General features: G+C 67.1%; 20 protein-coding genes and 3 riboswitches. Of the genes, 8 read left to right on the forward strand and 12 right to left on the reverse strand.

The genetic code is table 11. The annotated features are described in order from the left end of the window. Nucleotides 1–242: 242 nt before the first annotated feature. From U0034_RS09530 to U0034_RS09540, 3 genes are all read left to right on the forward strand, one after another. The gene (locus U0034_RS09530) at nt 243–1,322 is read left to right on the forward strand and encodes an oxidoreductase (protein ID WP_085229924.1); all 1,080 of its coding nucleotides are present in this window, start codon (nt 243–245) and stop codon (nt 1,320–1,322) included. Nucleotides 1,323–1,420: 98 nt separating this feature from the next. Next, on the forward strand, nt 1,421–1,783 hold the full coding sequence (locus U0034_RS09535; protein ID WP_085229925.1) for a hypothetical protein: 363 nt from the start codon (nt 1,421–1,423) through the stop codon (nt 1,781–1,783). A 118-nt stretch (nt 1,784–1,901) separates the two neighbouring features. Beyond that, nucleotides 1,902–2,621, forward strand: coding sequence for a DUF899 family protein (locus U0034_RS09540; protein WP_085229926.1), 720 nt, complete (start codon nt 1,902–1,904; stop codon nt 2,619–2,621). Nucleotides 2,622–2,663: 42 nt separating this feature from the next. Here the strand turns inward: U0034_RS09540 and U0034_RS09545 are convergent, their stop codons facing one another. The 3 genes from U0034_RS09545 to U0034_RS09555 all read right to left on the reverse strand — a co-directional run bounded on the left by U0034_RS09545 (nt 2,664) and on the right by U0034_RS09555 (nt 5,642). Beyond that, a complete protein-coding gene (locus tag U0034_RS09545; RefSeq protein WP_085229927.1) occupies nt 2,664–3,296 on the reverse strand; it encodes a LysE family translocator in 633 nt (210 codons plus the stop codon). Nucleotides 3,297–3,321: 25 nt separating this feature from the next. Beyond that, nucleotides 3,322–3,421, reverse strand: a riboswitch (ZMP/ZTP riboswitch). A 3-nt stretch (nt 3,422–3,424) separates the two neighbouring features. Beyond that, nucleotides 3,425–4,507, reverse strand: a complete 1,083-nt coding sequence (locus U0034_RS09550; protein WP_085229928.1) for a phytoene/squalene synthase family protein — start codon at nt 4,505–4,507, stop codon at nt 3,425–3,427. A 232-nt stretch (nt 4,508–4,739) separates the two neighbouring features. Next, nucleotides 4,740–5,642 (reverse strand): DMT family transporter, encoded by a 903-nt coding sequence (locus U0034_RS09555; protein ID WP_085229929.1) that lies wholly within the window; start codon nt 5,640–5,642, stop codon nt 4,740–4,742. Nucleotides 5,643–6,151: 509 nt separating this feature from the next. On the opposite strand from U0034_RS09555, the gene U0034_RS09560 reads away from it, so the two are divergent. Continuing rightward, the gene (locus U0034_RS09560; RefSeq protein ID WP_085229930.1) at nt 6,152–6,532 is read left to right on the forward strand and encodes a DUF2784 domain-containing protein; all 381 of its coding nucleotides are present in this window, start codon (nt 6,152–6,154) and stop codon (nt 6,530–6,532) included. 25 nt (nt 6,533–6,557) lie between these two features. Here the strand turns inward: U0034_RS09560 and U0034_RS09565 are convergent, their stop codons facing one another. After that, complete coding sequence (locus U0034_RS09565) at nt 6,558–8,255, reverse strand: tetratricopeptide repeat protein (RefSeq protein WP_158243559.1); 1,698 nt, start codon at nt 8,253–8,255, stop codon at nt 6,558–6,560. Nucleotides 8,256–8,633: 378 nt separating this feature from the next. Between U0034_RS09565 and U0034_RS09570 the strand changes: the two genes are divergently transcribed. Beyond that, entirely contained in the window at nt 8,634–10,010 is a 1,377-nt protein-coding gene (locus tag U0034_RS09570; RefSeq protein ID WP_085229932.1) for a hypothetical protein, read from the forward strand. Between the two features lie 33 nt (nt 10,011–10,043). On the opposite strand, the gene U0034_RS09575 is transcribed toward U0034_RS09570, so the two are convergent. From U0034_RS09575 to U0034_RS09605, 7 genes are all read right to left on the reverse strand, one after another. Continuing rightward, nucleotides 10,044–11,744 (reverse strand): thiamine pyrophosphate-binding protein, encoded by a 1,701-nt coding sequence (locus tag U0034_RS09575; RefSeq protein ID WP_085229933.1) that lies wholly within the window; start codon nt 11,742–11,744, stop codon nt 10,044–10,046. A gap of 109 nt (nt 11,745–11,853) precedes the next feature. Further along, nucleotides 11,854–13,242, reverse strand: a complete 1,389-nt coding sequence (locus U0034_RS09580; protein WP_085229934.1) for an L-serine ammonia-lyase — start codon at nt 13,240–13,242, stop codon at nt 11,854–11,856. A gap of 28 nt (nt 13,243–13,270) precedes the next feature. Continuing rightward, a complete protein-coding gene (locus U0034_RS09585; protein WP_085229935.1) occupies nt 13,271–14,413 on the reverse strand; it encodes an alginate lyase family protein in 1,143 nt (380 codons plus the stop codon). Nucleotides 14,414–14,515: 102 nt separating this feature from the next. Next, entirely contained in the window at nt 14,516–17,464 is a 2,949-nt protein-coding gene (gene gcvP / locus U0034_RS09590) for an aminomethyl-transferring glycine dehydrogenase (protein ID WP_085229936.1), read from the reverse strand. A gap of 77 nt (nt 17,465–17,541) precedes the next feature. After that, the gene (gene gcvH, locus U0034_RS09595; RefSeq protein WP_085229937.1) at nt 17,542–17,922 is read right to left on the reverse strand and encodes a glycine cleavage system protein GcvH; all 381 of its coding nucleotides are present in this window, start codon (nt 17,920–17,922) and stop codon (nt 17,542–17,544) included. 62 nt (nt 17,923–17,984) lie between these two features. Beyond that, nucleotides 17,985–19,100, reverse strand: coding sequence for a glycine cleavage system aminomethyltransferase GcvT (gene gcvT / locus U0034_RS09600; RefSeq protein WP_085229938.1), 1,116 nt, complete (start codon nt 19,098–19,100; stop codon nt 17,985–17,987). Between the two features lie 90 nt (nt 19,101–19,190). Further along, nucleotides 19,191–19,327: riboswitch (glycine riboswitch) on the reverse strand. An 18-nt stretch (nt 19,328–19,345) separates the two neighbouring features. Next, nucleotides 19,346–19,448: riboswitch (glycine riboswitch) on the reverse strand. A 29-nt stretch (nt 19,449–19,477) separates the two neighbouring features. After that, the gene (locus U0034_RS09605) at nt 19,478–20,671 is read right to left on the reverse strand and encodes a PAS domain-containing sensor histidine kinase (protein ID WP_158243560.1); all 1,194 of its coding nucleotides are present in this window, start codon (nt 20,669–20,671) and stop codon (nt 19,478–19,480) included. A 264-nt stretch (nt 20,672–20,935) separates the two neighbouring features. Between U0034_RS09605 and U0034_RS09610 the strand changes: the two genes are divergently transcribed. The 3 genes from U0034_RS09610 to U0034_RS09620 all read left to right on the forward strand — a co-directional run bounded on the left by U0034_RS09610 (nt 20,936) and on the right by U0034_RS09620 (nt 24,284). Further along, entirely contained in the window at nt 20,936–21,886 is a 951-nt protein-coding gene (locus U0034_RS09610) for a glycerophosphodiester phosphodiesterase family protein (RefSeq protein WP_085229940.1), read from the forward strand. Nucleotides 21,887–22,509: 623 nt separating this feature from the next. Continuing rightward, nucleotides 22,510–23,163, forward strand: coding sequence for a response regulator transcription factor (locus U0034_RS09615; protein ID WP_139831214.1), 654 nt, complete (start codon nt 22,510–22,512; stop codon nt 23,161–23,163). A gap of 131 nt (nt 23,164–23,294) precedes the next feature. Then, on the forward strand, nt 23,295–24,284 hold the full coding sequence (locus U0034_RS09620) for a DUF535 family protein (protein ID WP_102623060.1): 990 nt from the start codon (nt 23,295–23,297) through the stop codon (nt 24,282–24,284). Nucleotides 24,285–24,315: 31 nt separating this feature from the next. On the opposite strand, the gene U0034_RS09625 is transcribed toward U0034_RS09620, so the two are convergent. Continuing rightward, entirely contained in the window at nt 24,316–24,918 is a 603-nt protein-coding gene (locus U0034_RS09625; protein ID WP_085229943.1) for a DJ-1/PfpI family protein, read from the reverse strand.

Below are 24,918 nucleotides of genomic sequence, written 5' to 3' on the forward strand. Positions count from 1 at the left end.
GGTAGAACAACGAGAACGGATGGGCCGCCCGCGCGAAGGCACGCTCACGCAAACGCTTCGGGAGGACCGTCGGGGGCAAGTGCGCGATGTTAACACGAGGACCGACGCGGCGAGCAGCAACGAGCGGCGGCGGCCCATCCGCCAATCGGCTGGCTGTTCACGAAGCAAGCGCCCATGCCACAATGCGCGCTTGACCTTTGCGCGGCCGCTGTCGGCTTCGCGAGAATCTGAGGAATGTCCGCATGGCCACCACCTTGAGAATCGGCTTGATGGGCTACGGCTTCGCCGGCGCCACGTTCCATGCGCCCGTGATCGAGCACTGCGGCACGCTCGCCGATCACCCGCACGACGCCTACGCGCGCGTCGCGGCCATCGCCACGAGTCAGCCGGCCAAGGCAATCGCCGATTATCCACGAGCCAAAGTCGTCGCCGGCATCGACGCCCTGCTCGCTCTGGACGAGATCGACTGCATCGTCATCGCAACACCGAACGACACGCATTTCGAGCTCGCCGCCAGAGCGCTCGCCGCAGGCAAGCACGTCGTCGTCGACAAACCCGTCACGCTCAACGCCGCGGACGCCGTCACGCTCGCGCAACTCGCGCGCCGCCACAACGTGCTCTTCGTACCCTTTCACAATCGCCGCTGGGATGGGGATTTCCTCACCCTGCGCAGCCTGCTCGCCTGCGGCGCGCTCGGCCGCGTCGTGCACTACGAGTCGCACTTCGACCGGTTCCGGCCGCACGTGCGCCAGCGCTGGCGCGAGGAAGCGTCGCGCGGCGGCGGTCTGCTTTATGACCTCGGCCCGCACCTGATCGATCAGGCGCTCGTGCTGTTCGGCCCGCCCGAAACGGTGTCCGCGACGGTCAAGACCCACCGCGATCATGCAAGCGCGCCCGACTATGTCCATCTGCTGCTCGGCTATGCCGACAAGGAAATCGTGCTGCACGCCAGCGCGCTATGCGCGCTCGAGCCGCCCCGTTTCGCGGTTCATGGCACCCTCGGCAGCTACGTCAAATACGGGCTCGATACGCAGGAGGATCAGTTGAAGGCCGGCCTGCGTCCGGGCGATGCGGGCTTCGGCGCCGACAACCGCGCCGGCACGCTGCGCGTGCTCGCGGGCGAGCGCGAAACGCAACGCGATCTGCCGACCGTCAACGGTGCCTATGCCGACTTTTATCGCGCGCTGGCGTCAGCGATCCGGCACGGAGAGCCGTTTCCCGTCTCGCCGCAAGACGCCATCGACGTCATGACGATCATCGAACTGGCCGAGCGGAGCGCGAACGAGGGCAGGCGCCTGCCGTTCGCCCGAATCGTTGCCTGAGGAACCGGCGGCAGGCAGTCGCGCCCGGTTTCCTGCCGCCCGGCTCTCCGACTGCCCACGCCACACATACATCACACGTAGCAAGAAGGAAACACCGAATGAAGAAGCTGGTTCGCGCGCTCGCCTGTTGCGCGTTGATTTCGTCGCTCGCGGCTTGCGTCGTCACGCGGCCCCCACGTTCGAGCGCGCCGGCAGCGGCGCGGCCAAGCGCGCGCGAGCTTGGCGCTCAACGCTATCGGCAAGTCAACGAACGAATCGACTATCTGAACCGCCGCATCGATGCGCGCGTCGATTCGGGCGCCTATCCGCCGCCCGATGCCGCCCCGCTGCATCACCGGCTCGACGTCATCCGGCGCGAGGCGCGCGACATGGCCAGTCAGCATGGCGGCGGCGTGTCCGAGGAGGAGCAGCGCGTGCTCAATCATGAACTCGACAACGCGGCGCGCGCTATCGGGGGCTGAACCCGCCCCCTATCGGTATGTCGATTTCCTGCGCGCTCGTTCGTCGTAGAGATAACGGGCGAGCAGCCGTTGCGGCCGTCTCGTGCCCCGTTTCCCGAAAATCGACAGGAGATGCGTCATGAGCCATACCGAACCACCCGCATTGAAGCCCGCCGCGCAGCTGGCGCAATCGAAGTTCCATTTCCCCGGCGAAAGCGCGGAGTACCGGCAGGCGCGCAACGCCTTGCTTGCCGAGGAGATCGAACTGCGCCGGCATATCGAGCGGGTCGCCGCGCTGCGCCGTGCCTTGCCGCTCGGCGGCCCGGTGCCGGAGGATTATCGATTCGAGGGCGAGACGGGCGCTGCGACGCTCTCGCAACTGTTCGGGCCCCACGATACGCTCGTGACCTACAACTGGATGTATGGGCCGAAACGCGAGCGGCCTTGCCCGATGTGCACGTCGTTTCTGAGCGCGCTCGACGGCGAAATGCCCGACATTCTGCAGCGCGTGTCGTTCGCCGTCATCGCGCGCTCCCCGATCGAGCGGCTCACCGCCTTCAAGCAGGCTCGAGGCTGGCGCTATCTGCGCCTCTACTCGTCGGGCGCGAACACGTTCAACCGCGCGTACGCGCACGAAGACCCCGAAACCGGCGACAACCCGGCCATCAACGTATTCGTACGCCGCAATGGCGCGATTCGCCATTTCTATGGCGGCGAAATGGGACCGGAGACGGCAGACCCCGGCCAGGACCCGCGCGGCGCGCCCGACCTCATGCCGCTTTGGACTGTCCTCGATCTGACGCCCGATGGGCGCGGCACCGATTGGTACCCGAAGCTCGACTATCCGCGCGAAACGTAGGCTGACGCCGCGCCCGGCACCACGGCCCCGCGGCCCGGCACCTCAGCGGCGCGCCTCGGTGGCCATCCGCACGGCAAGGCCGGCGAGCACGCTGCCCATCAGCCAACGCTGTACGACGAGCCACGCCGGCCGCCCAGACAGAAAGAGCGCGATCGTGCCAGCGGTCATCGACACCGCCGTATTGACGGTCACGCTCGCCATGATCTGGACGCTGCCGAGCGTGAGCGACTGCGCAAGCACGCTGCCGCGCCCGGGGTCGATGAACTGCGGCAGCAGCGAGAGATAAAGCACGGCGACCTTGGGATTGAGCAAGCTCGTGAGCAGGCCCATCGAGAAAAGCTTGCGCGGACTGTCAGCCGCCAGTTGCCGCACCTGGAACGGCGAGCGCCCGCCCGGCTTGACGGCCTGCCACGCGAGATAGAGCAGGTAGAGCGCGCCGCCGAAGCGCAGCGCATCGTAGGCGAGCGGCACGGCCATCAGCAATGCCGTAATGCCGCAGGCGGTGGCGACCATGTAGAAGAGCAAGCCGAGCGCCACGCCGCCGAGCGAAATCATGCCGGCCGCACGGCCTTGGCAAATCGAGCGCGAAACGAGGTAGACCATGTTCGGGCCGGGCGTCAATGCAACGCCGAGCGCCACGAGGCCGAATGTGATGAGCGAACCGAAACTGGGCATGGGATGACTCCTCGCAAGGGGATTCAGGTCATGCCCAGGCGCGCGGCGTCTCGCACCCGCGTTGCGGGCGCGGCCTGCGCTCCCCGGTGGTAACCCACCTCGCGGCGCCAGTCACGCAAGCGCCACGATTATTTCACGGCCGCGCAATTCGCGCTTGCCGGCGCGGCCATGCGCATGCGAACACGGCGCGCGAGCCCGCCGATCCACGCGCGCAACGCCGTGTCGGAGGCCACCGCCACCACCGAGCGCGCCATGATCCGATACACCTGCTTGCGGCCGATCTTCGATATCGCTTGCGGATCGAGCCAGCGGTCGTTGTCGACGAGCAGTCGCAACGTCTCGAGCCCGATCGCGATGGGCCAGATGCAGGCGAGCCGCAGCCGGATCGCGCCGCGTGAAATCGCCAGCGTATAGGCCAGCGCGTCGTCATAGAGCGCAAGCGTGTGCTCGACGAGTTCGAGCATCAGCGGCCGCGCGCGCATCGAGGCATCCGCCGTCAGCAACATCGCCGGCGTGAGGCCATGGCGCGCGAGCATCGACGCGGGCAGATAGCAGCGGCCGATGCGCAGGTCGCGCGCGCAGTCGCGCAGCACGTTCGTCATCTGCAATGCCTTGCCGAAGCGCACGCCGCGCCCGATCATTCGCGCGGGCGTGTCCTTGAAGCTGCCCGGCAGATGCGCGAGCGTCATCTTCGACCAGAATTCGCCCACGCAGCCGGCCACAAGGTACGTGTAGCGATCGAGTTCGGCCAGCTCGCCGAGCGCCGCGATCTCACCCGAGCGCTCGTCGGGAAACGTGCGCAGGTCGAACTCCATGCCCGTCGTCAGCGTCGTCACGATCTCACGCACGGCGGCGCGATCGGTGGCGTCGAGCCCGTCGATCAGAGCAAGCGCCGGCCCGATCGATTCGAGCAGCACCTTTTCGTCGGTCACGGTTTGATGTGCCGCCGCTTCGGCCCCGATCCGGCGCGCGGCTTCGTCGTCGCCGCCCGAAGCATTCACGCGCTCCCTCAACGCAAGCAGTAGTTCGAGCCGCTTCGGAGGCGCGATCAGGGTCGTGTCCGCGATCGTATCGGCGGCCCGCGCCAGCAGATACGCAAGCGCGATCGGATCGCGCATGCCGGCCGGCAGCACACGCAGCGTGAGGTAGAACGAGCGTGAAACGCCCTTGAGCAGCGGGCCGAGCAGATAGCCTCGAGCGGTCTGAGACATGGATGCGGTACTTGTCGAATTCGGTGAGTCCGGCACGATCGGAGCAAGCGCCCTGCGGGAAGACGGCCCAGGTGCCGAAACACGGACTCCAGCCGGCCGATGAAGCGCTCGCTCGCGCCGACGTACGGCGCAGCCGAATTGTAGCCGCGTGTGACCGCGCCGCGCCGCCAGCACGCCGCAGGCACGCCCATATTCCTCGGGACCGGCGGACCACGGCCCGCCGGTTCTGGAATTACGCACGCGGTCTGTCCACGCCCATCTCACCTCTGCCGCGCGCTTGCGGACCGACCATCGACACGAGCGCGAGCCCGAGCAGGATCGCCGCCATGCCGGCCACGTCCTTCGGCCGCAAAGCATTGCCGAGGAAGACGTAGTCCATCAGCGCCGTGACCACCGGCACGAGGTAAAAGAGGCTCGTCACGTTGACGAGATTGCCGCGTCGCACGAGCACGAAAAACAGCAGTTGCGCGGCAATCGAGATCACGATGGCAAGCCAGAAGAGCGAAACGAGGAACGGCATGTCGAACGCCACCGCCCACGGCTCGAACGGCGCGAAGAGCGCGCAAAGCGCGAAACCGACGAAGTTCTGCAGCGGCAGCACATCGACCGGCCCCTGCTTGATGCGCTTTTGCGCGATCGCGCCCACGGTCATGCACACGAGCGCGAGCAGCGCGAAGGTCATGCCGTCGGCTGTCGAATGCAACGTGCGATCGTCGAAGAGCACGATCGCCGCCAATCCCGCCAGCGCGACGATGAGCCCGGCGATGCGTTGTACCGAAAAGCGCCGCTCGGTCGCGAGCAACGTCAGAATCGGCTGTGCCCCGAGAATCACGGCGGCAATGCCGGGCGTCAACCCGCGCTCGAGCGCCAGGAAATAGCAGATCGAGTAGCCGCCCGTGAGCAGCGCCCCCGCGCCCGCCACCTGCAGGCGGGTGCCGCGCGCCGGCAGCCATCGCCCGCGCGCCGCGCCGACGACGGCAAGCACGAGCGACGCGAGCGCAAAACGCAGCAGCAGAAAAGCCGCGGCGCTCGCATGCTGCACGCCCAGTTCCGCGAAAATGGCGCCGCTGCTCCAAAGGAGCACGAACAGCGCCGTTGCACCATATGCCGCGAAAGCGGCTCTGATGGAAGCCATGAACAATCACCTGAATGTCGGATGCGTTGATCTCGCAGGCATGCCACGACACGCGCAGCCTTATGGCAACGCGGGAGCGTCGGTCGACAGCCTGATCGGGAAAACGGAGTTCGGCGCTTAGTGGCGCACGACTGCCGCGCAAGGCGGTGCAATTGCTGCCACGACAGCAACTGCCACGACCGCTGCGACTGCAGCGGCAACGTGCCCGCCGGACGGCGGCGACAGGACAACAGGAGGCGAAGCCACACCGCACGCGCGTGCCGCGCCGCCGGCATGAATGCCGGAGTGCGAAACAGCGGTGATTGCGGGCGAGGCGTTCGTCATGGCGTGAAAGATTCGGCTCGAATACGAAACGAGCGATGCGCTAGCTTAACCGCATAAAACAGCGAAGGCAATCGATTCCCCCGACGATTCTCCGCCGATCTCCGCTGCATCGGGAAGCTCGCAAATCGTCCGCCGCCTATACTCGCGAACGTATCGACTCCGGCTGCGCTGCGCGCGCCAATGCCATGTCCGTCACGACCTTGGCCGATATCGTCCTGCTCGTCCATGCATGCGTGGTGCTCTTCATCGTCGGCGGCTTCGTCGCGATTCTGATCGGGCACCGGTTTGGCTGGCCGTGGGTGCGTTCGCCCGTTTTTCGCTTCGCCCATCTTTGCGCGATCGGCATCGTCGCTCTGCTCGCGCTTTTCGACGTGCCATGCCCGCTCACCTGGTTCGAAGGCTGGCTCAGGCAGGATCGGACGATGCCGCAAGGATGGGTCGCCTATTGGGTTGCGCGCCTGCTTTATTACGATCTGCCGACATGGGTCTTCACGGCCGCCTATGTGGCGTTCGCACTCGCCGTGCTCGTGGCCTGGCGCTTTGTTCCGCCGCGCACACGCCGTTGACTGCGGCGCTCTTCGTTGGCGAGGTCTATCGCACCTGCCCCGCCGCGAGCAGTTGCGCGGCTCTGCGCGCGACAGCGTCAGCCTCGCGCGCCCGCCCGGTCTCCCTGTAGAGCCGCGAGAGGTTGCCGAGCACGCGGGCGTAGTCCTGGCCGTGCGCGGCCGGGTCCGCACGCGCCAACACCTCGTAGCGCGCGATGGCCTCGCGGTAGGCTGTTTCCGCCCCCCGCGCGCGGTGCGTCCGGCTCAGCAGCACGCCCAGATTGTTGAGCGTGCGGGCCTCGTCGGCCCGGTAAGCCGCCGGCTCTCGCCGTGCGAGACGCCGAAAGATACCGAGTGCTTCGCGGTATGCGCGTTGTGCGCGCTCGGGGTGCGCTTGCGCACGCTCGAGCGCGCCGAAGTTCGCCAGCGTGCGCGCAAGATCGGCACCGTTGAGCATAAAACTCTCCGCAGCCAGTTGCCGGCGCAGCGAGAGCGCTTCGGAATAGGCGCCGTAGGCGGCCGCGCGATCGCCCGCCGCCGAATAGACGTTGCCGAGGTTGCCGAGCGTGCGTGCGAGCACGGGCCGGTATAGCGCCGGCGAACCGCTCACGAGCCGGCGCTGGATGCCGAGCGCTTCCTCGTAGGCGCGCTTCGCATCGTCGTTGAGCCGCACGGCCTCGTACAGTACGCCGAGATCGTTCAGCGTCGCCGCGACGGACGCTTCGTAAGCCCTCGGGTCCCGTTGCGCGAGCGCACGTTCGAGATTGAGCGCCTCCCGATAGAGATCGATGGCATCGCCCGGCCGCTGCGCGTCGCGATAGAGCAGCGCGAGGCTTTCGAACGTCGTGGCGACAGCCGGGGCGTAGGTGGGCGGATCGGTGCGCGCCAGCGCCCAGAAATGCGCGAGCGCGCGCAAATAGGCCATTTCCGCATCCTGCGGCAATTGCAGCGCGGCATACAGCCGTCCGAGCCGGGCCGAGGTACGGGCGATCGCCGCGCGCCAGCGAGCAGGATTGTCATGCGCCAACCGTTGATACCGCGAAAGCAGCGCTTCGTAGACCGGCTGGGCCTGCTCGTATGCGCTCTCTTCATCGAGCATGTCCGCATAGGTGGCAGCCGCCTCGATGTTGGCGGGCTGAGCCGCGTAGGCGCCCTTCGCATAAACCAGCGCGCGATCGGGCGCGAAGCGCAGCCATTCCACGGTTGCGGCCGTGTGCCGGCGCGCCGCCAGAAGCGGCGGATCCTGGCCCGGTTCGGCGATTTGCCCGGCCAGCAGGCGCGCGGCGGTATCGAAATCGAGCGAGGCGATCGCGTGGTCGACTTCGAGTTCGCGGGGATCGGACGTACGCGTCACCGACGTGTCGTGGCGCAAGCGCCAATAACGCTCGCCCCAGCGGCGAGCGAGCGCCACGAAATCGAGGCCCGGGCTTGCGCGCGCGCGGGTGGCCAACGCAACGAGCAAGGGCGCGAGGCGGTGCATGGCCTGCGGATCGGCGCTCGCCGCCACGGCGGCCATGATCGAATTGGCGGCATGCGCGAATGCGGCGCGGCGATTGCTGTCGAGCCCCGCGCCGCGCAGTCCGGCCTCGAGCGCCTGCACGAGCTCGCGCGCGGATGCAGCGGGCAGTCCGCAATCGGCATCGAGCCGCGGTGCCGGCGCCCCACGCTCGGCAAATACGGGCGAGCAGGCAGGCCCGTGCGCGGCCTGTCCGGGCACCTCGACGAAGGCCCACGCGGATGCCATCGCAGCCCCCGCCAAGGCTGCGCCGGCGCATCGATACCACGACTTCCCGCTCATGCTCGTCATCCCGCCGCGGCAGCGCATTCCCGCCCGCTATTCGCATCAGGAACGTTCGCGCCGCTTTAGTATGTTAGGCAGCGTACGCCCGCTTGGCATCGCCAATTGATCTTTGGCGTGCCGCGACACATAGTGGCCCGGAATATTGCGCGCTCGACGCCTCCATGGGCGCACCGCTTCCTTCCCGATGTTTGCGCTTCGCCCGCGCCTCCGGGGCGCCGAGGCGAAACGACGTTCGCTCGCATGCTGGCGGCGCAGCACTGGCGAGCCCAGGGCGCCACGATGTCTCCCGCTTCCCCGTCCGGACGAACGAATCCGCCACCGATGCGCACGACACACACCGCCTGCCTGCGTTGCGGCGCGCCCGTGTCCGGCGCGTGGCGGCACTGCGCGCGGTGCGGCCTGCGATTGCTGCCGCCCAGGCGGCCGGCGGGCCCGCTCGACGATACCGGGCCTGACGAACCCGGCGATCGGATCGACGATCACCCGGGGCCGCCGGTACCGATGGAGCAACCGCCACTGCGCGAACGCATCGTCGGACAATTGCCGCGCCGGTGGAGCGCCGCCGACGCGAATGGCGCCCGGCGCTGGAGCCTGCCGGCCGGGCTCGCCCTCACTCTGCTCGGTTTTGCGTTGGCCTTTGGCGCTTATGTGATCGGCGAGGACGAACGCGACGCAGCGCCCGCACAAGTCGAGCGGCATGCGCAGGAGCCGTATGAAGCGGATTCGCATCGCAGCCGGACGCTGGCGGTACGCGAGCCCCCGTTGTCCGAGTTGTCGTCGCTTTCGCCGCAAGGAATGCTCGCGTTGATCCAGGCGCAAATCGACGGCGTACGTGCCGAAAATGCCGAAGATGCCGCGCGCGCAAGTCAGCGCAGACACGGTCGGCCAGCCCGCATCGCCGAGGACGGCGAACGCTCGGCTTCCCCCCCGCCGCCCTCGTCCGGTCCGGATAGCGCCGAAACGCGGCGCAAGAGCACGCGCGTGCCGACGCAGGCAGCCACGCGCCGGCATGGCACGCGCGCAGGCACCGCCGCCAACGCTGCAGCCGACGCGAGCCCGGCGCCGTCTGCAGCGCCGCAGACCGGGCTGCTTCCGAGCGCCCCCGCTCCGTCGCCGGGCGCGGGGACCTTGGCGCCCGCCGCCTCTCCGGCACATCCGGGCCCCGATGCGCCACGGGATGGGTCGGCCGCACTTGCGCCCGCGCCCGCGCCGCCGTTGCTCGCGGCACCGACGGGAGCCGAAACGAGCCGCCTGTCGCCCACAACGGCGCCGCCGTCGCCGCACGTGGCGGGCGAGCTCGCACCGGGCGGCGTCACACCGGGCGGAGCCGCGCCGAGCGAAGCCATGCCGGGCGAATCAAAGCCAGACGAATCCACACCGGGTGAGTCCGCACCGGGTGAGTCCTCGGCATCGGGCAAGCCGAAGAATCTGGCCTGGGCCGGAACCGTACGGCGGGAACGGGCAATTCCCGCGCGCACGATGGCGCACGTGTCCGCGCAGTCCTCGCATAAAACGCGGCGCGGCGCCAAACCACGGGGAGCTGAGCGCGCCGTTGCCACGGCCCCGCGCGATCGCTTGGCCGCGCTTCGCGCCGCGCCCAGGCCGCCGCTCGCATGGCCGTTCGAAATACCGGCCGAGCCGCACCGCCGACAACTCGATCTCACGCAGGCTCAGTCAGCGCTCTATCGCGGTCATTGACGGCGCACGGCGCCTCCACACCGGCCGTTCGACTCAGTGCCCAGCCCGAGCATGGAGTGCCTGCTCGCGGATCTGCCCGAGCGTGGCGTTGGGCGTGCTGACTTCCTGCGGTATGCGGATCTCGATGAGCGCAGGCAGACCGCTTGCGATCGAACGCTCGAGCGCCGGTGCAAAATCGGCTGTGCAAAGGACCGTCTCGCCATGCGCGCCGAACGAGCGGGCGAAGGCTGCGAAATCCGGATTCGTGAGCCCCGTGCCATGCGTGCGGCCCGGATAATGGCGCTCCTGATGCATGCGGATCGTGCCGTAATGCCCGTTGTTGACAACGATAAAGATCGCGGCGAGGCCATATTGCATGGCTGTCGCCAGCTCGTGCCCCGCCATCATGAAGCAGCCATCGCCCGCAAGGGCCACGGCGATGCGCTCCGGATGCATGGCCTTCGCCGCCAGCGCGGCCGGTACGCCGTAGCCCATCGCGCCGCTCGTCGGCGCGAGCTGTGTTTTGAAGCGTCGATACGCGAAATGCCGGTGCAGCCAGATGGCATAGTTGCCGGCGCCATTCGTGAGGATCGCATCGTCGGGCAGGCGCGCGCGCAATTGCGCCATGATCTCGCCGAGTTGAACGTCTCCCATCATCGGGCGCGGCTCGCGCCATTGCAGATAGGCGCGATGCGCTTCTTGCGCGGTACCTGACCATACCTGCGGCCCGCGCGGCTCGAGCGACGCCAGTGCGGCGGCGATTTCGGGCATGCCCGAGACGATCGGCAGATCGGCGGCATAAACACGGCCCAGCTCTTCGGCTCCCTGGTGCACATGAACCAGGGTCTGCTTCGTCCTGGGAATGTCGAGCAGCGTATAGCCGCCCGTGGTTGCCTCGCCCAGACGCGGGCCGATCACGAGCAGCAGATCCGCGTCGCGAATACGCTGCGCGAGCGCCGGGTTGATGCCGAGCCCCACGTCGCCCGCATAGTTCGGATGTTCGTTGTCGAGCGTGTCCTGGTAGCGGAATGCGCAGCCTACGGGCAACGCCCAGCGCTCGACGAACCGGCGCAGATCCTCGCAGGCCGCGGCCGTCCAGCCGCTGCCGCCGACGATCGCCATGGGCCTTTGCGCTGCCTCCAGCAGCGAGCGCAGCCGTTCGATCTGGGCCGGCGCGGGCGCTGCGGCCACGCGCTGATAGGCCGGTGCGGGCGGCACGGCGGGGCACGTTTCGGACAGCACGTCTTCGGGCAGCGCGAGCACGACAGGCCCCGGCCGCCCCGAGCAGGCCGTGTGAAACGCGTGGCTCAGGTATTCGGGAATGCGCCTCGGATCGTCGATCTGCGCGACCCATTTGGCCATCTGGCCGAACATGCGCCGATAGTCGATTTCCTGAAAGGCCTCTCGGTCCAGATGCCCGCGAGCGCATTGGCCGATGAAGAGAATCATCGGCGTGGAATCCTGGAACGCCGTGTGGACACCGATGGAAGCATGCGTCGCACCGGGCCCGCGCGTGACGAATGCAATGCCGGGCCGGCCCGTCAGTTTGCCCGTCGCCTCGGCCATCGTCGCGGCAGCGGCCTCATGGCGGCAGACGAACGTTTTGATACGCTCGCCCTCGTCGTGCAGCGCATCGAGCACTGCGAGAAAGCTCTCGCCCGGCACGCAGAAAAGGCGATCGACACCGTGCGTCACGAGCGCATCGACGATCAGACGCGCCCCCGTCGTCACAGCGGAACCTGCGGCATGAACCATGATGCGGTGACCTCCTGTACCTGGTGTTCGAATGGAAGGACATCCACTTCAATCGCTGAAGCGATCATTGTTGCGCGAGGCAGAAGGGGCGCGTTCGAATTCGGACGCCTCAGCACTCCACGATGTTGACGGCCAGCCCGCCGCGCGACGTTTCCTTGTACTTGGTCTTCATGTCTGCGCCGGTCTCGCGCATGGTCTTGATGACCGAGTCGAGCGACACATAGTGGCTGCCGTCGCCGCGCAGCGCCATGCGCGCGGCGTTGACGGCTTTCACTGAAGCCATCGCGTTGCGCTCGATACAGGGAATTTGCACCATGCCGCCCACCGGGTCGCAGGTCAGGCCAAGATTGTGCTCCATGCCGATCTCCGCCGCATTCTCGACCTGCTTGGGCGTGCCGCCCATCACGGCGGCCAATGCGCCGGCCGCCATCGAACATGCCACGCCGACTTCGCCCTGGCAACCCACTTCGGCCCCCGAGATCGACGCATTGAGCTTGTAGAGAATGCCGATGGCCGCGGCCGTCAGCAGAAAATCGATCACGCCCGCATCGTTCGCGCCGGGCACGAAGCGCGTGTAGTAGTGGAGCACGGCCGGGATGATGCCGGCCGCGCCGTTGGTCGGCGCCGTCACCACGCGCCCGCCCGCGGCGTTTTCCTCGTTGACGGCGATCGCATAGAGGTTGATCCAGTCAACCATCGAGAGCGGATCGCGCAGGCTCTGCTCAGGGTTGCCCGTCAACGCGCGGTAAAGCTGCGGTGCACGGCGCTTCACGTTGAAAGGCCCTGGCAGGTTGCCGTCCGCATCGGGGTTGCCGATCCCGCACCCGCGTGCAACGCACGACTGCATGACGGCCCAGATCTTCAGCAAGCCCGCGCGCGTTTCCTCGTCGGTGTGCCAGGCGCGCTCGTTTTCCGCCATCAACTGCGCGATCGACTTGCCCGTCGATGCACAGAGCCCGAGCAGCTCCGCGCCGGTTCGAAACGGGTGCGGCAGTTGCTCGGCGGCCGACAGCACCTTCGTATTCGGCGCGCCCGCGGTCACGACGAAGCCGCCCCCCACCGAAAGATACGTCGACTCGCGCAGCATGGCCCCCGCCGCGTCGAGCGCGCGCAGCTTGAGCCCGTTCGGATGCTCGGGCAGCGCCTGCCGATAAAACGCGATCTGCTCCTTGGGTACGAAGCCGATCTCATGCCGGCCGAGCAGTGCGAGGCGCCGCGAATCGCGCACGGCGTCGAGGCGTGCCGCGACTGTCGCGGGATCCACCGTATCGGGCGCCTCGCCCATGAGGCCGAGCATCACGCCGCGATCGGTGCCGTGCCCTTTTCCGGTCGCGCCGAGCGAGCCGTAGAGCTCGACCTTGACCGACGCCGTGCCCGCAAGCAGCGCATCGCGTTCGAGCCCCTGCGCGAAAAGCAGCGCCGCGCGCATCGGGCCGACGGTATGCGAGCTCGACGGACCGATGCCGATTTTGAAGAGATCGAAAACGCTGACTGCCATTGTTTCTCCGAATTCGAAAGGGTTGCGCTCAACGCGCCGCAAGCGGCAGGCACACCGATACCCAGGCGGGCGGCGCGGGCGTGAGCCGCAGCGCGATCGGCGCGTAGCGCCCCGAAAGACGCGCTGCGAGATGAAAGAGTTCGGCCGCGGACTTCGGGTCCCACGGGCCGGAAAAGCCGGCCACGCCGGCCTCGCGGCGCTTGGCGTCGAACGGCACGCTCGAATGCGCGAACTCTTCGTGCGTCTTCTCGCCGAGCGCGTAGGGCGCCAGCCAGTCGAGCGCGCGTGCGAGCGTGGCGCCGTTGGCACCGCGCACCACGAGCCAGTTGCGGTTGTGCCGGCGCGCCGCCAGCGCCGCGGCCACGAGCGGCTCCAGGTCGTAAGTGGCGTAGTGGAGCGCATCACGCTCGGCAAAGTCGGCGGTCACGCCGTCGGGCGACACGTTGTTGCCGATCTGCTCGACGAAAAGCCGCTGCGCCGCGTCGATAAGCTTGCGATCGTCGAGCGTGAACGCCGCCATCGAAATGAGTTTGATCCGGTGGCTTTGCCAGTTGTTGCGGAAAGTGCCGGTCAACGGACGCGGCTCGCGATCGATGCGCGCGACGTATCCGTTGCCGAGCGCGGCGATGAAAGCCGCCGTGGCGTTGCGCGTTTTCACCGGTAGTGCGCTCGCCGTCAGATCGTAGGCGAGGATCAGCGAATCGAAGTGCGTCTCGTCGATGGGGTCGAAGCTCGGCCGATAGGTCTGAACCCAGGCGAGCAGGAACCGATCGACGAGCTTCAGGTAGCGATCGTCGCCCGTGGCACGCCAGACGAGCGCTGCGTCGCGCATCAGTGCGAGGTCCTTTTCGGCCTCGAGACTTTCGTCGCGTACGCCCTCGTGCGGCAAAGTGCCCTCGGTGTGCAAACGCGCGAGCGGCTTCGGCTCGTCGTTGAGCCGCGCCTTGACGCTCTTCATCAGCCCTTCCACACCCGGCGCCGCGTTCGTGCGTTCGCTTGTTTGAAGGGCCGGTGCCGCACAGAAATTCATCGCGGCCTGGGCGGCGCAAACGGGCAAAACGGCAGCGGCGCAGGCCGCCCACCAGCGCAGGCGCGGCATGCGCCGCCATGCGCCGCGCAAAGCCGGCTCCTCTTGCTCGCGCGCCAGCAGCCTCGGCACCTCTCTCACCATGCGTCGCTCCTTCTTTCGCTTGATCGCGGTGTCGAATGTTAGCCGGTATTCGCGCCGAGCGAGAGAGGAACCCGGGGTCCGGTACGCAGACCCCGGCAGCGGTCAGCTGTAATCGGCAACCGGCACGCAGGAGCAAAAGAGATTGCGGTCGCCGTAGGCATTGTCGGCGCGCCCGACAGGCGGCCAGTACTTCGCGGTCGCGAGCGAGGGCAGCGGGTAGGCCGCCGCCTCGCGCGAGTAGGCGTGTGGCCATTCGTTGGCCGTCACGACGGCCGCCGTGTGCGGCGCGTGCTTGAGCGGGTTGTCCTCGCGGTCGGCTCGCCCGTCCTCCACGGCGCGGATTTCCTCGCGGATCGCAATCATCGCCTCGATGAAGCGATCGAGTTCCTCCTTCGATTCCGATTCGGTCGGCTCGACCATCAGCGTGCCCGGCACCGGGAAGCTCATCGTCGGCGCGTGAAAGCCGTAGTCCGCCAGACGCTTCGCCACATCGTCCACGCTCACGCCGCTCGCGTCCTTGATCGGGCGCAGATCGAGAATGCACTCGTGCGCGACGAGCCCGCCCGGCCCCGAGTAGAGCACCGGGTAGTGCGGCGCGAGCTTCCTCGCCACGTAATTCGCGTTGAGAATGGCCACTTCCGTGGCGGCCGTGAGATTCTTCGCACCCATCATCGCGATGTACATCCACGAGATCGGCAGAATCGACGCCGAGCCGTAAGGCGCGGCCGATACCGCGCCGATTCCGCTCTCGGCGCGGCGATAGCCCGACGAGACCTGATTCGGCAGGAACTGCGCGAGATGGGCGCCCACCGCTACCGGGCCGATGCCGGGGCCGCCGCCGCCGTGGGGGATGCAAAACGTCTTGTGCAGATTCAGATGCGAGACGTCGCCGCCGAACTGGCCGGGCGCCGTGAGCCCCACCATGGCGTTCATGTTGGCGCCGTCCACGTAGACCTGCCCGCCATTCGCATGCACGATCTCGCAGATCTCGCGCACGTTCTGTTCGAACACGCCGTGCGTGGACGGGTAGGTGATCATGATCGCCGCGAGATTCGCGGCATGCTCGGCCGCCTTGGCCTTGAGATCGTCGACGTCGACGTTGCCCTGCGCGTCGCAGCCCACCACCACCACCTTCATGCCCGCCATGTGGGCCGAAGCCGGGTTGGTGCCGTGCGCCGATGCGGGAATCAGGCAGACGTCGCGGTGCCCCTCGCCGCGCGACTCGTGATAGGCGCGAATGACGAGCAGGCCCGCATATTCGCCCTGCGAGCCCGCGTTCGGCTGCAGCGAGACGGCCGCATAGCCCGTAGCCGCCACGAGCATCGCCTCGAGCTGATCGATCATTTCGCGGTAGCCGACCGTCTGCTCGGCCGGCGCGAACGGATGGATCTGCGCAAACTCGGGCCACGTCACGGGCAGCATCTCCGAGGTCGCATTGAGCTTCATCGTGCACGATCCGAGCGGAATCATCGTGCGATCGAGCGCGAGGTCCTTGTCGGCGAGGCTGCGCAGGTAGCGCAGCATCTGCGTTTCGGAGTGATGCCGATTGAAGACGTGGTGGGTGAGGAATGCGCTCGTGCGCGAAAGGGCCGCGGGCCACGCGGTGTGCGTGCCGGCCTCGGCCGTGCGTACCGCCGCTGCGTCGAGCGCGTCGACATGCGGCACGTCGATCGCACCGGCCGCGTGCGCGAAGACTTTCAGCAGATCGGCCAGATCCTGGCGCGTCGTCGTTTCGTCGACCGAGACACCCACGCGCGCGTCGCTCACGCGGCGCAGATTGATGCGCGCCGCCTTCGCCGCATCGTGCACGGCGGCCGTGCGCGCGCCCGTTTCGATCGTCAGCGTATCGAAGAAGGTGTCGTTGACGACGGCATAGCCGAGCTGCCGGACGCCGGACGCGAGCAGCGTGGCGACCCGGTGCACGCGGCGCGCGATCGTGGCGAGCCCCTGCGGCCCGTGGTAGACCGCATACATGCTCGCCATGATCGCGAGCAGCGCCTGCGCCGTGCAAACGTTCGAGGTGGCCTTTTCGCGGCGGATATGCTGCTCGCGCGTTTGCAGCGCGAGGCGCAGCGCGGGCTTGCCCTGCGCATCGACGGTCACGCCCACGAGCCGGCCCGGCATCTGGCGCTTGAACTCGTCGCGCACGGCCATATAGGCCGCGTGCGGGCCGCCGAAGCCCACGGGCACGCCGAAGCGCTGCGAATTGCCGACCGCCACGTCCGCGCCCCATTCGCCGGGCGGCGTGAGCAGCGTGAGCGCGAGCAGATCCGCTGCGACCACCACATGGCCGCCCGCGGCGTGGATCGCTTCGGTCAGCGCGCGATAGTCGCGCACGTGCCCATGCACGCCCGGGTATTGCAGCAGCACGCCGAATGCGTTGGCGCTCGCGGCCGCATCGGCCGGGCCGACCTGCACCTCGATGCCGATGGGCCGCGCGCGTGTGCGGACGACTTCGATCGTCTGCGCAAGGACGTCGTCCGCCACATAGAAGATGTTCGACCTGGGCTTGCCGGCGCGCTGCAGTAAAGTCATCGCCTCCGCGGCGGCCGTTGCTTCGTCGAGCAGCGAAGCGTTGGCGATCGCAAGCCCCGTGAGATCCGTGATCATCTGCTGGAAGTTCAGCAGCGCCTCGAGGCGGCCCTGCGAGATTTCAGGCTGATACGGCGTATAGGCCGTGTACCACGCGGGATTCTCCAGCACGTTGCGCAGAATCACCGTGGGGGTGTGCGTGTTGTAGTAGCCCTGCCCGATGTAGGAGCGAAACACCTCGTTCTTGTCGGCGAGCTCGCGCAGCGCCGCAAGCGCTTCGGCTTCGCTCTTGGGCTGCGAGAACGGTCCGAGCGGCAGCGGGTCCGCGCGACGGATCGCGGGCGGAATGACCGCGTCGATCAGCGCGGCGCGCGAGGCGAAACCGAGGGCTTCGAGCATCGTTCGCTGCTCGGCGTCGTCCGGCCCGATGTGCCGCTCGGCGAAGGCGTCATGCACCTCCAGCGCGGCGAGCGAGGAAGGAATGCTTTTCATCAGGCGATCCGGGTGTTCGAGCTTCATGGTGGGCGGGCTAGGCTTCTCAGGTGCGGCGCGCCGGGCCGGTCGATGGCCGCGCGCGCCGCCGTGTGACAAAAAAATCAGCCGACGAGCTTCGTGTAGGCGTCGGCGTCCAGCAGCTTGTCGGCGGACGCGCCGGGCGCGAGCTCGATCTTGAAGAGCCAGCTGGCGTAGGCATCGCTGTTGACGGCATCGGGCGTGTCGACGATGCCCTCGTTGACCGCGACGATTTTGCCCGACACGGGCGAGTAGATGTCGGAGGCAGCCTTCACCGATTCGACCACGCCGACGGCGTCGCCGGCGGTGACGGTCTTGCCGACTTCGGGCAGCTCGAGAAAGACGATGTCGCCGAGCGTGCTTTGCGCGTGGTCGGTGATGCCGACCGTCAGCGTACCGTCCGCTTCGGTGCGCAGCCACTCGTGCTCTTCGGTGTATTTGAGTTCGGCCGGGACGTTGCTCATCGGATGCTCCTGGTTCCTGATCAGTGGAATGAATACGGTTGGGCGTGACGCGCGGCGAACGCTCAGGCGAGCACCTTGCCGTTGCGCACGAAAGGCAGTTTTACCACGGTTGCGTCGAGCGCCTTGTCCCGGATCTGCACTTGTACGACGTCGCCCGGCTTCACGCCCGCCGGCACCCGGGCGAAGGCGATCGACTCCTGCATCGTCGGCGAAAAGGTGCCGCTCGTGACTTCTCCGTCGCCATGCGGCGTCAGCACCTTTTGATGGGCGCGCAGGACGCCGCCCGCCTTGCCGTTCTCCTTGCGCAGAATCAGCCCGACGAACGCACGGGGCGTACCGTGCGCTTCGAGTGCGGCACGGCCGACGAAAGCGCGGGGCGCGGACAGATCGACGGTCCAGGCAAGGCCCGCGTCGAGCGGCGAAACCGCTTCGTCCATGTCCTGCCCGTAAAGATTCATGCCCGCCTCCAGGCGCAGCGTGTCGCGCGCCCCCAGGCCACACGGCTGCACGCCTTGCGCGCGCAGGCTCTCCCAGAGCGCTTCGACCTGCCCGGCCGGCACGATGATCTCGAAGCCGTCCTCGCCCGTGTAGCCGGTGCGGGCGACAGTCAGATCGCCGAACGGGGTGCCGGCAACACGCACCGCGTTGAACGGCTTGAGCGGCTCGCTCGCCTCGCGCGCGGCTGGCACTGTCTGCCAGACCTTGGCGCGGGCGTTCGGCCCCTGCACGGCGACGATCGCGAGATCGCGGCGCGGTGTGATGGCAAGCCCGAAGCCGTGCTCCTCGTTGAGGCGCTTGAACCAGGCGATGTCTTTTTCGGCCGTGCCCGCATTGACGACGACGCGGAAGAAATCCTCGGCGAAGTAATAGACGATCAGATCGTCGATCACGCCGCCCGCTTCGTTGAGCAGACAAGAATAGAGGGCGCGGCCCGGCGTTTGGAGCTTGGCGACGTTGTTGGCCACCGCGAATTCGAAGAACGCGCGCACGCGCTCGCCCGAAAAATCGACGACGCACATGTGCGACACGTCGAACATGCCCGCATCGCGCCGCACCGCGTGGTGCTCGTCGATCTGCGAGCCGTAGTTGACGGGCATCTCCCAGCCGCCAAAATCGACCATGCGCGCGTTGAGCGCGCGATGCGTGGCGGCAAGCGGGGTGCGTTTCAATTCGGTCATGGAGTGAGGCCTCGGCGCGTTCGGTCCGCAAAACAAAAAGGGCCATGCCCATCGCCCGTGTCGGACCGGCGAAGCCGGCCGCGTGCGATGCATGACCCCTCTGTCCTCGGTACCTGAGAGATTGCGCTGCCGGCATGCCATGGCTGCCGTCGAACGCGCGCCCCTTCGGTGGGCAGCCTGCCTCGGCCGGGGCCGACGGACTACTGCCGCTCTCCAGAGTGCGAAAAGCCCAAGCGGGGGGCTTTTCGACGCGACCGGTCCTTTTGCCTGAGAGTTTGCGGGTGTGCCCCTTCGGCGGCGCTGGCAACGGGCATGGAGCCCATCGCGCGCACTCTCCCGGCGCGTGCGCGCAATTTACGCGAGCGTAAGGGGTATTGTCAAATCGGCGTGGGCGCCTGCGCCGTTCGTTCCCGCGCGTGCAGCGGCAGGCAGACGGTCAGTTCGAGTCCCTGGCCGTGGTCGGTCACGATATCGAGCGTTCCGCCGAGCGAGGCCACGCGCTCGCGGATGCTGAGCAGCCCGAACGACGACGGCGAACGGCGGTGATCCGGCCCGATGCCGATGCCGTCGTCGCGCACGCGCAGCACGAGGGTGTCGCCGCGGGAGCGCAGGCTCACCCAGACGAGTTGCGCCCGCGCATGGCGAGCGATGTTGGTGAGCGCTTCCTGCGCGATCCGGTACGCAGCCGTGGCCACGCGCGCGTCGCTCGCAACCTCTTCCATGTCGAGCGTCACGGTCACGCCGCTGTGCAGCGAAAATTCGCCCGCCAGCCATTCCACCGCCGCCACCAGGCCCAGATCGTCGAGCATCGGGGGGCGCAGCTCGGCGGCGAGCCTGCGCACGAGTGCGACGAGTTCGTCGACATGCTCGCTCGCGCTGTGCACGAGCGCATGCCGGCCGCCGGGCGGCCCGGCGTGGCCGCCCCCGTCGAGCGCGTACATTTTCATTTTCAACGCCGCGAGCGACTGGCCGAGCCCTTCGTGCAGCTCACGGGCGAGCTTCGCACGCTCGTCCTCGCGCACGTCGTCGAGGGAGCGCGAAAGCGCGCGCAGATTGCGCTGCGACTCGAGCAGTTCGCGCTCGATCTGGTTGCGCTCGGTGACGTCGAGCAGCGTGACGAGGATCGAGACGTGCCCCGGATCGTCGAGGCCGACGGCCTTGACCTCCACTTCGCGCACCTCCCCGTCGAGCCGCACGACCCTTTCAGTGGCCGTGTCGAGTTGCACGCCGGGCCGCCCCGCGAGCCGCTCGATGCGCCGCCGCACATGCTGATGGCAATCCGGGTGGACGATGTCGAACGGCGAGCGGCCGAGAATCTGGCCCGGCTCGCCCGCGCCGAGCAGCGCGAGACAGGCCGGATTCAGAAAAGCGATCGCATTGTCGCGGTTGATCCACGTCGCGACCGGGCTGATTTCCACCAGCCCGCGATAGCGCGCCTCGCTTGCGTGCAATTCGTCGATGGTCCGGCTCAGCGCCGCGGCTTCGCGCCTGCGCGCGCACTGCACCCACACGAGCACGGCGAGCGCGACGGCGAGTGCCGCGGCAAGCGCGTAGGGAATCGTGTGAGCCATGCTGAATTGGATGGGGGCGATAGCATCGGTGATCAGGCGCCGGCGGATCCGGCTGATCGGTCGTGTCGCAATTTGGAACGCTAACCGGCACATTACGCCAATGTCGTGCCAAGCCGGCCGCCAATTCGGCGAAACATTGATCTACGTCAAACAGCCACCGCGGCATGGCACCGGACGCAGCCCGGGCATGGCGCGGCCCGTCATCCTCATGTCATCGGCGGCCGATAGCGTGGCGAGCGGCCCGCCTCCACAACCCAGGATCCGATGAAACGTCCCAACCGCGCGAAACCGCTGAGCATTACGCTGCACCGCCTGGCGCAGTGTCTCTTCATGAGCCTCTTCATGAGCCTCTTGCTCGGGCAGGCATGGGCGGGTCCGCTCATCGTCGCGCATCGCGGCGGCACGGGCGACGCGCCAGAAAATACGCTGCCGGCGTTCGCCGAAGCCCTCGACCATCACGCCGACGCGCTCTGGATGACGGTGCAGATCACGCGCGACGGCGTACCGGTGCTCTACCGTCCCGCCGACCTCGCCTCGCTGACCGACGGACACGGCAGGCTCGATCAGATCGATTTCGCGGAACTGCGCAAGCTCAACGCCGGCTTTTCATTCGGCCGCAAGGACGCCGCGGGGCAGCTCGCGCATCCTTATCGGGACGCCCCGATTCCGATCCCCACCTTGCGCGAGGCGCTCGATGCGGTACCGCCCTCGGTGCCGATCATGCTCGACATGAAGCAGGCGCCTGCCGCCCCGCTCGTCGAAGCAGTCGCAAAAGTACTCGACGAAACCCGTTCCTGGCAGCGCGTGCGGCTTTACTCGACCGACGTCGCCGCCACCGCGCTCATGCGGGCGATGCCTCGGGCACAGGTGTTCGAATCGCGCGACGCCACGCGCATGAGGCTCGTTCAGCTCGCCATGAACGGCGCCTGCGATTCGCCGCCGGCGCCGGGCACCTGGGCCGGTATCGAATTTCATCGTCAGCTCGAAGTGATCGAACGCTATACGCTCGGTGCCGGTGTCTCCAAGGTGGATGCCCATTGGTGGACGCCCGCCGCCGTGCAGTGCTTCAAGTCGAGGGGCGACGTACACCTCGTCGTTTTCGGCGTCGAGACGCCGGCGGACTATGCCGCCGCCGCCGCGCTCGGTGTCGATGCCGTGATGACCGATTCGCCCGAGCGGCTCGCGGCCACGCTGCGGACCACTGCGGCGAAGTAGCGTTAGCCACCTCGAGCGGCCCCGCCGGATCGGCCCGCCCTCGATGGCCGAGATCCGGGACCGATGCCATGCAGGACAACATCGCATAAAGCAACGGCATCCCGAGACAGCGAACAATTAACTTCGCATGCAATTGCTTCTCGCCCATTCATTCCCGCTCGAATATCAATATATGAACGCGGGCCTCACGGGGCCATTGGATCGGTACGAAAATACGCGGGACACGCCAACGGAATAACGCCGGCACGCCCAAAAACCGCAGCATCCTTGTCGCGCACGACATGCAGGCCATTTTGGGCGACTCGCTTTGCAGTACTTTTCCAATCGAATCACCAATCGACTCATGTCGAATTAAGAAATCCGGACACATCATAATCAGACCCGTCCAGTTGTCGTTTCCTGCTGCCATAAGCTATGGTTACGCCGGCACTTAGCTGTAAATCACTATTCATCTGAATTACATCCCGCTCAACGACACGACATATCGCCACCATTCATACGGAACGAAATCGATTTACGCCAAAGACATCAATGCCGAGCAACGCCGGCGCTCCTTTTTTCGCTTTGCGGTGCCCTGGCCGCGAACCATCCCGGGCCACGTCCCGCACCAGGAACTACTTGTTTTGGAGCACGAGCTCATGACGATAAAGGTTATTGCCGCGGATAGTCATCCCATCGTGACGTTAGGGATAGAGCACGCGCTGAGCAGGCACACGAACGTGGCCCTGGTCGGCACCGCACACAACAGCGACGAGATACTGAACCTCGTTTCGAATACGCCGTGCGACGTGCTCGTGACAGACCAGCACGCGACGCAAGCCGCTCACCGCGAGCCGCTGATGAGAATCATCCGCTCCCGCTATCCGGCCGTGCGCGTCGTCATGCATGTATGCATCGAGAACCCGACACTCGTCTCGACGATGTCCAGCCTGGGCATCGGCGCCATCCTTCACAAGCGCGACGCGGTCGAGCATCTGGCGCCCGCCATCTATGCCGCACATGCGAATGCGACCTACTTCTCGCCGACGCTGCTGCGGTCGCGGCACCCCGACTATTGCGCCGACAGGCTCGCACCGCCGCTGACCACCCGAGAGATCGAGGTTTTGAGGCTTTTCCTGTCGGGTCTTTCCGTCTGCCAGATCGCGGCAAAACTCTACCGCGCCAAGCAGACCGTCAGCGCGCACAAGACCAAGGCGATGGCCAAGCTGGGCGTCACGTCCGACGCGGACCTGTTCCGCCTCAACTTTCAAAGCGGCCTGTTTTCATACAACGACTGAGCGAATACGCCTCGGCCACCGTCGAATTGCATTCGCATCGCGCATCGTCGCACGGCCGGCCGAAGCGGCAACGAAGACGCAACGCGGCACGCGTGCACCACACCCTTCCGCTTCCGGATGACCGAGCCGACATGACAACGCTTCCCTCGCTTATCGAGCCTCGCTCGAGCCAAACACCTGGCACGCCCCGCACCTCGCTGCAGCTCATCGCGCAATGCGCCGCCAAAGCGTATCCGGGCTCGACCGCTTTCGACTGGCGCCGGCGCGCCCGTTTCGTCCTTCGTTCCGCTTTCGAGTGGAAAACGACGGTTCCCTGGCTGCGTTTTTGCGCCGAACCGGAAGCCGCGTCCGCCGCGCACCGGTGCCCCAGCCTGCTCGAGCGCATGCATCGCCCATTCATTCACCGCGGCCTCACGCAAAGGCAGAAGCTGTCGATCGCAATCGATCATTACCGCTTCGCATCCGCGGTCGTCCCGCGCATGGTGCCGGAAGTCGGTGTAATGGGTGCGACGCGGATCGCGGGATTCGCTACGGGCGCCGATGCATGGCAGGTGCACATCGAACTTCTCGAACGCTTCCATAAGGAAGGCGACTGGACGATGACCGTGCGCAACGGGGCCGGCGACCGAATCGTCTCGTGTACGTTCTCGATCGCCCGTCTCGCGGGGAAACGTTCGCACCCACGTCTGCTGATCGGATGCGTGCAGGGGCCCGACCGGGATATGGATGGCCGTCAGGTGTTCCGCGTGCTAACGAAGCAATGGCACGGCCTGCGCCCGAAGCAGTTCATCATCACGCTCGCCCAGTCGTTCGCGCATGCAATCGGCGCGCGCAGCATTCTGATCGTGTCCAACCACGGGCACATCTACTCGACGTGGCGCTACAAGCTTCGAAAAAAGCGCGTGCGCGCCTGCTACGGCGCAACGCTTTGCGAAGACTCGCGCGCCAGAATGTGGAATGGATGGCACGTGCTTCCCGCCCGCGCCAGGCGGCAATCGGAAGATCTGACAACGGGCGGCTGTTCGCGGCGCAAACGCCGCGCACAATTGATCGCATCGCTCGATCTGCAGATTCTTCAAGCGGTGTACGACGCAGGCGGACATCGCTGCGCGCATCGGTGATCGACGTGCCCCGCCTGGCCGGTGCACGAGATCAAGCCGGCAAATACGCCGCGACGCGTGTCAGTGCGTTTTCGACGTAAGCCTCCTTTTCGCCGACCGGCGCGACGTAGTGCAGTGCCGAGGCAGCCGCCTCGAGGCCCTGCGAGCGTGCCACGATCCAGGCCGCGATATAGGGCGCGGCGAGGCAGCCCCCGGCCGTCGCCACGTTGCCGCGCGCGTAGAACGGCTGGTTGAGCACTTCCACGCCCGCGTCCCGCACCCACGGCTTCGTCGTCAGATCGGTGCAGGCCGGCACGCCGCCGAGCAGCCCCAGCTTCGCGAGGAGCAACGTGCCCGAGCATTGCGCGGCAACGAGTTGACGCGAGGGATCGAGCACGATGCGAGCCATGAGGCCCGCATCGGCCGCGATCTGACGTGTCCGCATGCCGCTGCCGACAATCACCGCATCCGCGGCGCGCATCTCTTCGAGCATCGACTGCGCGTGCACGGTCACGCCGTTCATCGAAACCACGCGCGCTTGCGGGCAACACAACCTGACCCGCCACCCGGGCTTCTTCGCCCGATTCAGGATGCCCAGCGCCACGAGCGAGTCGAGTTCGTTGAAACCATCGAAGGTGAGTATGGCGATATCCAT

This window comes from Trinickia caryophylli (genome assembly GCF_034424545.1).
Lineage (GTDB): Bacteria > Pseudomonadota > Gammaproteobacteria > Burkholderiales > Burkholderiaceae > Trinickia > Trinickia caryophylli.